The organism is Nocardia rosealba, from assembly GCF_020216065.1.
Classification (GTDB): domain Bacteria; phylum Actinomycetota; class Actinomycetes; order Mycobacteriales; family Mycobacteriaceae; genus Nocardia; species Nocardia rosealba.
Window position 1 is genome coordinate 1,342,402 of record NZ_JAIWNA010000001.1, and the last position, 13,154, is coordinate 1,355,555.

At 68.6% G+C, this 13,154-nt stretch carries 12 protein-coding genes; 8 read left to right on the forward strand and 4 right to left on the reverse strand.

Annotated features, from left to right (window positions below):
* Positions 1-66: 66 nt before the first annotated feature.
* Positions 67-2,181 (forward strand): NAD-dependent DNA ligase LigA, encoded by a 2,115-nt coding sequence (ligA, locus tag LDL21_RS06085; protein WP_372462141.1) that lies wholly within the window; start codon positions 67-69, stop codon positions 2,179-2,181.
* A 16-nt stretch (positions 2,182-2,197) separates the two neighbouring features.
* Here the strand turns inward: ligA and LDL21_RS06090 are convergent, their stop codons facing one another.
* The gene (locus LDL21_RS06090) at positions 2,198-2,536 is read right to left on the reverse strand and encodes a hypothetical protein (RefSeq protein WP_181698522.1); all 339 of its coding nucleotides are present in this window, start codon (positions 2,534-2,536) and stop codon (positions 2,198-2,200) included.
* A gap of 318 nt (positions 2,537-2,854) precedes the next feature.
* Between LDL21_RS06090 and LDL21_RS06095 the strand changes: the two genes are divergently transcribed.
* The 4 genes from LDL21_RS06095 to LDL21_RS06110 all read left to right on the forward strand — a co-directional run bounded on the left by LDL21_RS06095 (position 2,855) and on the right by LDL21_RS06110 (position 7,834).
* On the forward strand, positions 2,855-5,467 hold the full coding sequence (locus LDL21_RS06095) for an excinuclease ABC subunit UvrA (protein ID WP_225279110.1): 2,613 nt from the start codon (positions 2,855-2,857) through the stop codon (positions 5,465-5,467).
* 235 nt (positions 5,468-5,702) lie between these two features.
* Entirely contained in the window at positions 5,703-6,887 is a 1,185-nt protein-coding gene (locus LDL21_RS06100; protein WP_225279111.1) for an AAA family ATPase, read from the forward strand.
* Positions 6,888-6,905: 18 nt separating this feature from the next.
* A complete protein-coding gene (locus LDL21_RS06105; RefSeq protein ID WP_181698525.1) occupies positions 6,906-7,250 on the forward strand; it encodes a hypothetical protein in 345 nt (114 codons plus the stop codon).
* A gap of 65 nt (positions 7,251-7,315) precedes the next feature.
* On the forward strand, positions 7,316-7,834 hold the full coding sequence (locus LDL21_RS06110) for a GNAT family N-acetyltransferase (RefSeq protein ID WP_067636926.1): 519 nt from the start codon (positions 7,316-7,318) through the stop codon (positions 7,832-7,834).
* Here LDL21_RS06110 and LDL21_RS06115 read toward each other — a convergent pair.
* Complete coding sequence (locus tag LDL21_RS06115; RefSeq protein WP_181698526.1) at positions 7,827-8,477, reverse strand: ACT domain-containing protein; 651 nt, start codon at positions 8,475-8,477, stop codon at positions 7,827-7,829. The genes LDL21_RS06110 and LDL21_RS06115 overlap by 8 nt on opposite strands.
* 214 nt (positions 8,478-8,691) lie before the next feature.
* Here LDL21_RS06115 and gatC point away from each other — a divergent pair, with 214 nt between their 5' ends.
* A complete protein-coding gene (gene gatC / locus LDL21_RS06120; RefSeq protein WP_067493225.1) occupies positions 8,692-8,988 on the forward strand; it encodes an Asp-tRNA(Asn)/Glu-tRNA(Gln) amidotransferase subunit GatC in 297 nt (98 codons plus the stop codon).
* Entirely contained in the window at positions 8,985-10,472 is a 1,488-nt protein-coding gene (gene gatA / locus LDL21_RS06125; RefSeq protein WP_067493227.1) for an Asp-tRNA(Asn)/Glu-tRNA(Gln) amidotransferase subunit GatA, read from the forward strand. The genes gatC and gatA overlap by 4 nt, the downstream gene beginning before the upstream one ends.
* Before the next feature lie 127 nt (positions 10,473-10,599).
* Here the strand turns inward: gatA and LDL21_RS06130 are convergent, their stop codons facing one another.
* Together LDL21_RS06130 and LDL21_RS06135 are read right to left on the reverse strand one after the other, a co-directional pair.
* On the reverse strand, positions 10,600-11,031 hold the full coding sequence (locus LDL21_RS06130; protein WP_225279112.1) for an SRPBCC domain-containing protein: 432 nt from the start codon (positions 11,029-11,031) through the stop codon (positions 10,600-10,602).
* 40 nt (positions 11,032-11,071) lie between these two features.
* Positions 11,072-11,824, reverse strand: a complete 753-nt coding sequence (locus LDL21_RS06135; RefSeq protein ID WP_225279113.1) for a hypothetical protein — start codon at positions 11,822-11,824, stop codon at positions 11,072-11,074.
* Between the two features lie 166 nt (positions 11,825-11,990).
* Here LDL21_RS06135 and LDL21_RS06140 point away from each other — a divergent pair, with 166 nt between their 5' ends.
* The gene (locus LDL21_RS06140) at positions 11,991-13,154 is read left to right on the forward strand and encodes a sensor histidine kinase (protein ID WP_225279114.1); all 1,164 of its coding nucleotides are present in this window, start codon (positions 11,991-11,993) and stop codon (positions 13,152-13,154) included.

A 13,154-nucleotide genomic window follows, 5' to 3' on the forward strand; every position in this document is an offset into this window, starting at 1 on the left:
AGCCGGGTCGGCGACGGGCCCGGACGGTCGCCGAAAGTGTCGGTGGCCTCCACTAATGTGCTGGGTGTGAGTGAGAGCGACAGCGCGGTTTCCGTGAGTGCCGAAGGTGCCACCCCCGAGCAGCGGGTGCGGTGGCAGCAGTTGGCCGACGAGGTGCGTGAGCACCAGTTCCGCTACTACGTGCGGGACTCGCCGATCATCACCGACGGCGAGTTCGACGCGCTCCTGCGTGAACTGCAGGCGATGGAAGAGGCGCATCCCGATCTGCGCACACCCGATTCGCCGACCCAGCTGGTCGGCGGCGGGTTCGCCACCGAGTTCACCGCGGTCGACCACCTCGAGCGCATGTTGTCGCTGGACAATGTGTTCGACTTCGACGAGCTGCGCGCCTGGGCCGCCCGTGTGGAAGCCGAAACCGGTCCCGACCTGCACTTCCTGTGCGAGGTGAAGATCGACGGTGTGGCCCTGAACCTGGTGTACGAGAACGGGAAACTGGTGCGCGCCGCCACCCGTGGCGACGGGCGAACCGGTGAGGACGTCACCCTCAACGCCCGCACCATCGACGACATCCCCACCGAACTCACCGCCACCGAGCAGTTCCCGATCCCGGAACTGCTCGAGGTGCGCGGCGAGGTGTACTTCCGGCTGGAGGACTTCCAGACGCTCAACGCCCAGATCGTGGCCGAAGGCAAACCGCCCTACGCCAACCCGCGCAATACCGCCGCCGGCTCGCTGCGCCAGAAGAACCCCGCGATCACCGCCCAGCGCAGGCTGCGGATGATCTGCCACGGCTTCGGTCGTATCGAGGGCTATCGCCCCACCTCCATGCACGAGGCCTATCAGGCGCTCGCCGCGTGGGGACTGCCGGTGTCGGAGCACACCCGGCTGGTGCAGGGCGTGGACGCGGTGATCGAACGGGTCGCCTACTGGGGTGAGCACCGCCACGACATCGAGCACGAGCTCGACGGACAGGTCATCAAGGTCGACGAGATGGCGTTGCAGCGGCGGCTCGGCTCCACCTCCCGCGCACCGCGCTGGGCCATCGCCTACAAGTATCCGCCGGAAGAGGCGACCACCACGCTGCTGAACATCGAGGTGAACGTCGGCCGCACCGGGCGCGTCACCCCGTTCGCCGTGATGGAACCCGTCACCATCGCGGGATCGACCGTCGCGATGGCCACCCTGCACAACGCCTCGGAGGTGAAACGCAAGGGTGTGCTGATCGGTGACACCGTCACCATCCGCAAGGCCGGTGACGTGATCCCCGAGGTGCTCGGTCCGGTGGTCGACGCCCGCACCGGCGACGAACGCGAGTTCGTGATGCCGACGCACTGTCCCAATTGCGGCACCGAACTGGCGCCCGCCAAAGAGGGCGACGCCGACATCCGCTGTCCCAATCAGCAGTTCTGCCCCGCCCAGCTGCGCGAGCGGGTGTTCCATCTCGCCGGGCGCGGCGCCTTCGACATCGAGGCGCTGGGCGACAAGGCGGCCGACGCGTTGCTGCGCTCCGGCGCCATCACCGACGAAGGTGACCTGTTCGATCTCGACGAGCAGAAACTGCTGTCGGTTCCGCTGTTCACCAACAAGGAAGGCGGCTTGTCCGCCAACGGCAGGCGGCTGCTGGAGAATCTGCAGGCGGTGAAGGACCGGCCGCTGTGGCGGGTGCTTGTCGCGTTGTCCATCCGGCACGTCGGCCCGACCGCCGCCCGCGCGCTGGCCGCCGAGTTCGGCAGCCTCGAACGCATCGAATCCGCGACGGTGGAAGAACTTTCGTCGACCGACGGTGTGGGCCCGACGATCGCCGCGGCCGTGGGGGAGTGGTTCACGGTCGACTGGCATCGCGCCATCGTCGACAAGTGGCGGGCCGCCGGTGTGCGCATGGAGGACGAGCGCGACGCTTCGATCGAACGCACCCTCGAGGGCTTGTCGATCGTGGTCACCGGCTCGCTGCAGACCTTCACCCGCGACGGTGCCAAGGAGGCGATCCTGGTCCGCGGCGGCAAGGCGGCGAGCTCGGTGTCGAAGAAGACCGCGTTCGTGGTGATCGGCGATTCCCCTGGTTCCAAGGCAGCCAAGGCCGAAGAACTCGGTGTCACGATTCTCGACGAGGACGGTTTCCGGTTGCTGCTAGAGCAAGGTCCGGAAGCCGTCACGCCGCCGGTCGAGGAGGACGCCGAGTAGCGGGCGGTCGCTCCGCTCAGCTCGGGGTGACGGTGACCGTGTTCGCCATCTGGGTGTGGATGTCGAACTGGGCGCACTGGCCGTTGGTGAGTTCCACGTGCCGGTGCGTCTTCTTCGAGTTGCCCTCGATGTCGACGACGACGTCGCTACCGGTCATCGAGCACACCTTCGACACCGGCGCCTCGGTGTAGCTGACGGTCCCGGCCCCCTGGCAACTGTTCGTCGAGTTCCCCAGGAACACCCGTGCGGTTCCGTCCGGACAGGGATCGGCCGCCGCGGTCGGCGCACCGACCATCAGCACCGGAACCACGGCCCCGGCTCCCAACGCCGCAACAACCAGCCCACGAATCATCACTGCAGCTCCGCCTCTCACCGATTTTCGGCCAGACTACGCAAGACCCGCACCCCCGCGCGCGACATGCACACGATCGCAAACCTGGACACTTGGTCACCACGGGGAACTCCCATCCAGCCCCACGTGGTGGTCGAGACACAGCGATGGCGAGCTGACGAAGGGTGCCGATGGCGACTGTTACCGTCGGTGCACGCAGGTCCTCTGATGTCTGATGGAGGCCTGCCTGCCCCGGCTGCAGCATGGCTGGTCGAACGCAACGAAACACGGAAGCCGCCTGCAGGATCCGGGCATCGACTGTCGCGTCGAAGGGACGAAGCAGTGGGCAAGCAAGCGAGCGGGACCACAGGCTCCACCCCGGCACCCGATGCGATCGAGGTGCGCGGCGCCCACGTGCACAACTTGAAGAACATCGATGTATCGGTGCCGCTGGGCAAGCTGGTGGCGGTGGCCGGGGTCTCGGGGTCGGGCAAGTCCTCGCTCGCACTCGGGGTGCTGTACGCCGAGGGTTCCCGGCGGTACCTGGAGGCCCTGTCGACCTACACCCGGCGCCGTCTCACCCAGGCGGCGCACGCGGCCGTGGACAGTGTCGAGCACGTACCCGCCGCGCTCGCGTTGCGTCAGCGACCCGGAATACCCGGTGTACGAAGCACTTTCGGAACGTCGACCGAATTGCTCAACAGTCTTCGCCTGATCTTCTCCCGGCTCGGCCACCACCGCTGCCCGAACGGGCACCGCCTCGAGCCGACGATGGATGTGGCGCTCGACCGGCCGTTGACCTGCCCCGTCTGCGGTGCGGTGTTCGGGCCGCCGAGCGCAGAGTCCTTCGCGTTCAACAGCGAAGGCGCGTGCCCGCGGTGTGCGGGCACCGGCACCGTGCGGGAGGTCGACGACGACGCCCTCGTCCCCGACTCGTCCCGCAGCATCGATGAGGGCGCGGTGCTGCCGTGGTCGATGTTCGGGCTGGCGGCCGTGCCGAAAGTCGCCGCCGAACTCGGCGTGCGCACCGACGTGCCCTTCTCGGCACTGACGAAGAAGGAACGCCGCATCGTCTTCGAGGGTCCGCCGGTGAAACGACGCATCCTGTATCCGGCCAAGAACGGCAAGTTGTTCGATCTCGACGCCTCCTATCGCAATGCCCGCCAGGCCGTCGAGGAGGCGTTGAAGAAGGCAACCACCAAGAAGGGACTCGACCGTGTCGACAGGTTCCTGACCGTGCAGACCTGCCCGGACTGCGCGGGCACCCGGCTGAATCCGCAGGCCCGCTCCACCCTGGTCGAGGGCATCGACATCGCCGAGGCCACCGGCAAGACCCTCGACGACATCACCGCTTGGGTGCGCACGATTCCGGCGAACGTGCCGAAGCCGATGGCACCGATGGCCGAGGACATCGTCGCCCAGATGGTCGCGACGGCTTCGCGGCTCGGCGACCTCGGGTTGGGCTATCTCTCCCTCGACCGCGCCTCGTCCACGTTGTCCACCGGGGAGCGCCAGCGTGTGGCGCTCTCGCGGGCGGTACGCAACCGCACCACCGGCGTGCTGTACGTCCTCGACGAACCCTCGATCGGACTGCACCCAGCCAACGTCGACGGCCTGCTCGCGGTTGTACGCAGCCTGCTGGCCGATGGCAACTCGGTGATTGTGGTCGACCACGATGTGCAAATCCTGCGGGCCGCCGACTGGCTCATCGAGATCGGACCCGGCTCGGGACGTGACGGCGGCACGGTCATCGCCGAAGGTCCCCTCGAAAGTATCGTCGACAACAAGGCATCCCTCATCGCCGGTTTCATCGATGGCCGCGAGGACATTCGCGTCCGCCCCCGAACCGACACGGCCGACTTGTTCGAGGCAGGCCGCATGCATCTGCGCACCGCGCCACTGCACACCGTCCACGCCCTCGACCTGGACATCCCACGCGGAAGGCTCACCGCTGTCACGGGTGCCTCCGGCTCCGGCAAGACCACCCTCGTGCTGGAAAGCCTCGTCCCGGCACTGCGCGCGAATGCTGCGAATACGCCGCTCCCGCAGCATATTCAGGAGATCACCGCAGACGACATCACTCGCGTCGACGTTGTAGACGCCGCACCCATCGGCATCAATATCCGCTCCACGGTCGCCACCTACAGCGGCGTCCTCGACGACCTGCGCCGCGCCTATGCGGCCACGGCCGACGCGAAGGAGCGCGGTCTGCGCGCGGGCGACTTCTCCTACAACACCGGCAGCCTGCGCTGCCCGACCTGTGAAGGCACCGGCCAAATCGAACTCGACGTCCAGTTCCTTCCCGACGTCGACATCATCTGCCCCGATTGCGACGGCTCCCGCTACGCCCCGGCAGCCGACACCATCCGGCGGCGGCCGCGTGATGACGACACCCACGAAGGCCTGAGCCTGCCGCAGCTGCTGTCCTGCACCGTCACCGAGGCCATCGAACACACCGGTGACCTGAAGAAGGTGAGCTCCCGTCTGCAGACCCTGCTCGACCTCGGCCTGGGCTATCTCACCCTCGGCGAGGCCACACCGTCCCTGTCCGGCGGCGAGGCGCAGCGGCTCAAACTCGCCACCGAACTCGGCCGCGACCAGCACGACACCGTCTTCGTCCTGGACGAACCGAGTATCGGGCTGCACCCCCTCGACGTCCGCGTGCTGCTCGCCGTGCTGCAACGCCTGATCGACAACGGCGCCACCGTCCTGTTCATCGAGCACGACCTAGACATGATCGCCAACGCCGACTACGTGCTCGACCTCGGCCCCGGCGGCGGCGTCCACGGCGGCCGCATCACCGCCACCGGCACCCCCGCCCAAATCGCCAATAACCCCGACAGCCTCACCGGCCACTACCTGCGCACGGTCATACCCAACCATTTCCGGCCCGAATCGAGCACAACAGGTGAGCCCGACCCACCTTCGCCGAGACGCAGGCCGGAACATGGCTAACTCACCGGGAACGGGCGACGTCGACCTGCTACACCGTCTGGCCGCCAACACAATTCCCATCGCACCTGAGCCCGGCCTCAGTCCCCCGAGAAGCAGGTGAGCACATGGGTAACTCCCCGGGGACGGGCTAACTCGCCCACCGACTCCCCGCCTGCCGCGTCCCCAACGACCCCCGCCCCTTAGTCTGGCCAAAAGACACGGAGAGGCGGAAGAGCACTTGTTGCGGAGTTTTCAGGTGGCCAATCATGGGTCTTTGGCCGAGGCGCAGCAATTGCGGCTGACCAAGGGGGCCGGTGGACCGCTCGCGGTGCCGGTGACGGCGGTGTACGGCGTCGCGGCGTCGGGCAAGACCAGTGTGGTCGATGCGCTCGCGCAGATGCGTGATGCCGTGTTGAATTCGGTGAACGGCTGGGATCCGTACGCGGGTCCGGTACGCCGACCGCATCTCGGATTCGCCGACCGGCCGACCGAATTCGTGACCGGTTTCGTGGCGGAGGGTGTGCCGTATACCTACGGCTTCCGCCTCGACAGCGCCGATGTGATCGCCGAGTGGCTCTACACCCATCCTCGTTCGCGGAAGCGAATCGTGTTCGAGCGCAATGGGGACCAGGTCAAGATCGGCCCGATGTTCGAGGCGGCCCGGTACGGGGTGACGGCACTGGTGCCGTTGCTGCGGCCGAACGCGTTGCTGCTGAGCCTGGCCGGTCAGCTGTACGCGGAGGCCCTTGTACCCGCCTACCGTTGGTTCGCGGCGAATCTGCAAGTGCAACAGGGCGATATCGGTGTGGAGGCGCTGGCGTACGACCTCGGCAGCCACATCTCCCGTTCGCCCGACAACGCCGCGCGCCTGCTGATGCTGTTGCGCACAGCCGATCTGGGCATCGAGGATCTGCTGATCGCCGAGCACGACCCGATGTACGCCGACTACCTGCGCGACATGGACGCCGGAATCGCCTCGCTCACAGTGCAACTGGACCAGGGCGGCGCCGATGCGGTGCTGGTGGAACGGGAGCTGAGCACGCTGCGTGCCGCCCGCGACACCCTGTACCGCCGCATGGTCGACCGGCGCGGCCCCGGCCTGAGCCTGGTGCACGAAGGCATCGACATCGCGTTCGACCTGGCCGACGAATCGACCGCGACCCGCGCGCTGCTGCGGGTGCTGCCCGCCATGCTCGAGGCACTCGACACCGGCGGTGTCCTCGCCGTCGACGATCTCGGTGCGGGCCTGCCGGTGGAGGAGACCGACCGCCTGGTGCAGCTGTTCCAGAACCCGGAGACCAACGCGCGCGGCGCCCAGCTGATCTACACCACCGCGAATCGCGCGCTCATCGACCGCAACAACGGCCGATCCCAGCGCACCAGGACGGCGGTGTGGCAGGTGCGGCGGACGCAGGGCGTCAGCGAACTCGTCGGTCTGTAGTCGGCCTACCATGGGGTCATGCTCGAAGTGGTGATGGCGGCGGCCATGGTGACGATGCTCGTGGTCATGATCGGCGCCCTTCTGAGCAGGCGTGGCGGCGGTGGGGGAGTTCAGCTCGAGCACGGGTCGCTGTCGGTGACCGGGGTGAGCCCGTTGCCCGCCATGACCGGCGAGCACTATGTGACCATCACCGGAACCATCACGGGCCCGTCGGTGCCCGCGAAGGTCGTGTACGGGCGGTTCGCGTGGGACGCGGCGCAGTGGCCGTCGATCGGCGACCAGCTCGACGTGGTCTACTCACCGCGCAACCCCGACCGCTGGTCCGCGCAGCATCCGGGACTGCGCCCGTATCTCGGTAGCTGAGACGGTCCCGGTAGCCGGGACGGGTGCGTCGAAGCTCACAGCCGCCCGGGTGCGATCATGCGGGAATGCACGGCAACAACCACGCAACAGTGAGCGGTCCGCAGATCCGGACCGCGCAGCCCGACGAATACGACGCCATCTCCGCCCTGACCGTCGACGTGTACGTCGGCGACGGGTATGTGCCCGCCGACAACGACTACACGCGGGAACTGGGTGACGCGGCGCACCGGGCCGCGCACGCACAGGTGCTCGTAGCCCTGCACGAAGGGCAGGTCGTCGGTTCGCTCACCATCGCCGAACCCGGCAGTCCCTACGCCGAGATCGCCCGACCCGGCGAACTCGAGTTCCGGATGCTTGCGGTGTCGAAGCGGGCACGTGGCCTCGGGGTGGGAACGGCGTTGGTGCGCACCGTGATCGAGGAGGCGAAGGCGGGCGGCTACGAGGCGGTGGCGCTGACGACCATGTCCACCATGGTCGACGCGCATCGCATCTACGAGCGTCTTGGCTTCGTCGCTGTGCCCGAACGTAATTGGAGCACCGACGACGGGCTGCCCCTGTTCGTGATGCGGTTGGCGCTCAGTTGAGCACGGTCGCCACGATGCCCGCGAGGTAGCCGAGCCGCGCGACCTCGGACGGGCGGAAATCGGGGCCGCCCGGGCGGCCGAGCAGCAGTGCCTTACCGGACCCGCCGAGCGGTGCGGCCGCGAGCTTGGTGTCCATGTCGCGCCAGATCTGTGGCACCCATTCGGCTTCGCCGTCGAGCCCCATCGGCTTCTCGATGGGCATCCACGGAGCCGAACCCGCTTGTGTCTCAGGGGCGCTCGGGCTGCCGACCACCCGGTAGGCGCCCGAGGGGCCGAGCGCGATGATGGTCGACCAGCCCGCACGTAATACCCGTGGCACCCCGTCGACGAGGACCTGCATGCGGTCGTCGCGCGCGCCGGCGACCTGATCGATCAGCTCGAGTTCGCGGTGGGTGTCGAGGACCCCGGAGTACGGGCGGATGGAGTCGACACTCACATCGCGCACGGATTCCGCGGCGGTGATGAGGGTGTCGGGCAGTGCGCCGGTGGGCACTTCGACGACCAGATCGTCGATGGCGAATCCCGCGCCGCGCTCGACGACGTCGAGCGAGAGGATGTCCGCGCCCACTCCGCCGAGTGCCAATGCGAGGGAACCGAGGCTTCCCGGTCGATCCGGAAGTTGCACGCGGAGCAGGTATGACACGTGCGTTCCTTTCCTTGACGGCCGAGGCTGTTCGAGACGAATACCCGGTGAAGCAATACTTACACCCCCAACCGGGGGATCTCGACTCGAGTATGACCCCATCGCGGCGAGGAGGGCGAACTTTCGTGCGAGGCGGGTGCGTCCGGGGCTGTTCGCCCACCTCGTTAGGCTGTACCGGAAGTTCTTCCCACCCGAAGCCGAAAGGGGTCCCGCGGTGCCCGCAATCTCCCGCGACGAGGTCGCTCACCTCGCCCGGCTGTCCCGGCTGGCGTTGACCGACGCCGAACTCGACCAGTTCGCCGGTCAGCTGGATTCGATCCTCAGCCATGTCAGGACCATCTCCGAGGTCGCCGCCGACGTCCCCGCCACCGCATCGCCGAACCCGACGACCAATGTGACCAGGCCCGATGTGGTCGTGCCCGGTCTCACCCCCGAGCAGGCGCTGGACCAGGCGCCCGCCGTGGAAGAACAGCGTTTCCTGGTCCCGCAGATTCTGGGAGAGGGCGAATGAGCGAGCTGACCACGCTGTCGGCGGCCGAGCTGGCGAGCAAGATCCACGGCGGCGAGGTGTCCTCCACCGAGGTCACCCAGGCGCACCTGGACCGCATCGGCAAGGTCGACGGTGAGCTCAACGCCTTCCTGCACGTCGCGAGCGAGCAGGCGCTGGCCGCGGCCGCCGTGGTCGACGCCGCGATCGCGGCGGGGGAGCAGCCCGCCTCGCCGCTGGCGGGAGTTCCGTTGGCGCTCAAGGACGTTTTCACCACCACCGACATGCCGACCACGTGCGCGTCGAAGGTGCTCGAGGGGTGGATGTCGCCCTATGACGCCACCGTCACCACCCGGTTGCGCGCCGCAGGCATCCCGATTCTCGGCAAGACAAACATGGACGAGTTCGCCATGGGCTCGTCCACCGAGAACTCCGCGTACGGCCCCACCCGCAACCCGTGGGACACCACCCGCATCCCGGGCGGTTCCGGCGGTGGTTCGGCGGCCGCGCTGGCCTCGTTCCAGGCGCCGTTGGCCATCGGCACCGATACCGGTGGGTCGATCCGTCAGCCCGCCGCGGTCACCGCGACCGTCGGCGTCAAGCCCACGTACGGCACCGTGTCGCGGTACGGCCTCGTCGCGTGCGCGTCGTCGCTCGACCAGGGTGGCCCGTGCGGTCGCACCGTGCTCGACACCGCGCTGCTGCACGAGGTGATCGCCGGGCACGACCCGCGCGACTCCACCTCGCGCAAGGTCCCGGTCGCCCCGGTGGTCGAGGCCGCACGCCAGGGCGCCAACGGTGACCTGACCGGTGTACGTGTCGGTGTGGTGCGCGAATTGCACTCCGACAGTTACCAACCCGGCGTGATCGCCTCCTTCGACGCCGCCGTCGCGGTGCTGAAGGAACTCGGCGCCGAGGTGATCGAGGTGTCGTGCCCGAGCTTCGAGTACGCGCTGTCCTCGTACTACCTGGTGATGCCGTCGGAGGTGTCGTCGAACCTGGCGCGCTTCGATGCCATGCGTTACGGCCTGCGCGTCGGTGACGACGGCAGCCACAGCGCCGACCAGGTGATGTCGCTGACCCGTGAGGCCGGTTTCGGCCCGGAGGTCAAGCGCCGCATCATCATCGGCACCTACGCGCTGTCGGCCGGCTACTACGACGCCTACTACGGCCAGGCTCTGAAGGTGCGCACCATGATCGCGCGCGACTTCGACGCCGCCTACGAGCAGGTCGACGTGCTCGTCTCGCCGACGAGCCCGTTCACCCCGTGGAAGCTGGGCGAGAAGGTCGGCGATCCGCTCGCCATGTACCTCTCGGACCTGTGCACCCTGCCGACCAACCTCGCCGGGCACCCCGGTATGTCGGTGCCGTCGGGGCTCTCGGCCGACGACAACCTGCCGGTGGGTCTGCAGATCATGGCGCCCGCCCTGGCCGACGACCGGCTGTACCGGGTGGGTGCGGCCTACGAGGCGGCCCGTGGCCCGCTGCCCACCCCGGGCGCGGTCTGAGAGTTCGTACCGAGCGGGGCTCGTCGAGGATGAGAATCCTTGACGGGCCCCGCTTTTCGTAGGCGAGGGCAGCGAGGTCGGTTCGCGGCCGGGCGGTCATCGCGCCGATTCCAGCGCGCGGGCGACGTTACGAGCCGGCGCGAGCGGCGACCCCGGCCGTCATGGCGTTGAACCCGGCGCTCAGGTGCTTGCCGAGCGCCAGGGTGACCACGGGGCTGAGCCAGCCGGCAAGCGTGAAGCGCGATTCGTAGCGGCAGCGGTCCTCGCCGAGCGGGACCACGGTGTGCGAGCGCAGGCTGTGCAGCGCGCCCAGCGGCACCGGCTTCATCGTGTAGCTGAACTCGACGCCCGGCGTGTGGGTGCGGATCCACTCGCGCTGGGCGCGCTTGTTGCCGCCGAGATTCACCATCATGTCGATCGGCTCGCCGGGCACCAGGGTGCTCGCGGCCTCGTAGCAGAAGGTATTCCACTCGCCGTAGTGTGCGAAATCGGTGAGCACCTGCCAGACTTTCGCGGCGGGGGCATCGATCTCGACCGTCTCGTCGATCACCAGAGTCATGCGTGAAAGCTAGAACAAGTTCTAGAAATCGGCAATGCACTCAGATCGCGCGGCGACGTTTGCGCAGCGCGTCGATGATCACCGCGCAGGCCGCTGTCACCGCGAACAAGCCGAGCACCGTGCGCGCCAGCGGCCACAGGTTGGGCCGGTCGGCGGGGTCGGTCTCGGCGAAGACGTTCTCCACCACCGGTGCGGCGTAGTCCTGCCTGCGCGAGTTCACGTCGACGGCGGTGAAGGCGATATCGGCCATCACACCGCAGCGCGCGCGGGAGAACTCGTCGTCGCGCAGCTCACAGGCGGCGTGGATGCGCCGGTTCAGCGCCGCGTCCACCGAGCGCCGTGCCCACGGGCCGAGCGGCTCGTCGACCCGTTCGGCGTAGCGCAGCATGTCGTAGCCCAGGTCGTGGGCCTTGCAGGCGGCCTCGAACTCGCCCGGCAACGTCACCGGAGAGGAGCAGCCGCCGTTCGGGTTCACCAGCATGCCGTCCTGCTCGGCGGGGTCGTACCCGAACTTGAACCCGAAATCGCGGGGGATCAGCGCGGGCGCGTCCGGGGCGTCGTCGGTGAGGGAGCGCACCACCGCGGTTGCGGCCGCGTTCTCGACCCCGCTGCCAGGGGTGGTGCCCATCGCACCCGGCGCCGACATGACGACCGCGGAGGCCATCGCGAGCCCGGCGGTGCACAGCGCGATGCCGCTGCGGCGGCGATGGGGAGTGGTGGTGTCGGCGGGCGACGCGGAACCTGTGGCACGGGCACGGCGAGCGGCGGGTGCCGGGCGAAGCGGGGTTTTCATGGCCTCCGACAGTAAGGAGCGGGTCGTACGGCGGGCATCCCGCTGTGGACCGGTTTCACGAGGCGCGCGGGTGGTGTCCCGGCGCCGGGGTCACACCAGGGTAGGGGGTCGCAGTTGGTTCGTGGGTATGAGGTGGGTCGATGGCCTGTTTCCTAGGCTCAGGACCATGACCGGACAACTGCGTACCACCGTGCGCCGGATCGACGCGACCACCTGGTTCGACCTGGCAACCGTGCTGGTAGCGCTCATTCTGTACAGCATCGCGTGGCCGACGCTGTTCGTCACCCACCAGGTGCCCGCCGCTGTCGCACCGCTGATCTCGGGGCTCGCGGTGTTCCCGATTCTGCTGGTCCGGCTCAATCCCGCCCTGGGCTGGGCCGTCTCCGCAGGGTCGGCGCTGCTCATCTCGCTGGTGATCTCGCCGACCGCCGACAGCGACCTGCCGTTCCAAGTGGTGCATGTCATCGTGCTGTTCGTCCTGCTGTTCGCGGTGGCGTTGCGCGCGCCGCTGCCCGTGGTCGTCGTCGCGTGGGCCGGGCAATCGATGCTGTTCGCCACGACCATGCCCGGGTCGGCCGACGGTCCGCTGTGGGGGTGGCCGGTCGGGTTCGGTGCGCTCGCGCTGCTCGGCTACCTGCTGCAGACCCTCGGCGCCTCGCGGGCCAAACTCGAGGAACAGGCCGAGGTGACCGAGATGGAACGCGCGCGCCGGGCCATCCTCGAGGAGAAGGCGCGCATCGCCCGCGACCTGCACGATGTGGTGGCCCACCACATGTCGATGGTGGTGGTGCAGGCCCAGACCGCGCCCTACCGGATCACCGATCTGCACCCGGCCGCCGCGGCGGAATTCGAATCCATCGGCGCCACCGCGCGCACCGCGCTCAACGAGATCCGCGGCATGCTCGGCGTGCTGCGCAGCGACGGGCAGCTGCCCGAACACGCACCGCAACCGCGCGCCGCCGATGTGCCCGCGCTGTGCGAGTCGGCCGCGCGTGCCGGTCTGCCCGTCGAGTGGACCGTCGACGGTGACCTGTCGGCGGTGCCCGAGACCACCGGGCTGGTCGTGTACCGCGTCGTCCAGGAGTCGATGGCCAACTGCGCGCGGCACGCACCCGGTGCGCCCGTGCGCGTCGCGATCGGCGTGCGGCCCGGGCTGGTGACGGTGACCGTCCACAACGACCCCGCCACCGGTGTGGCGAGCAAGAGCACCGGCGGTGGGCACGGCATCGACGGCATGCGTACCCGGGTGGCGGCGGTCGGCGGGCAGCTGCTCGCCGGACCCACGGCGACCGGCGGATTCGAGGTCTCGGTGACACTGCCGACCCCGTAA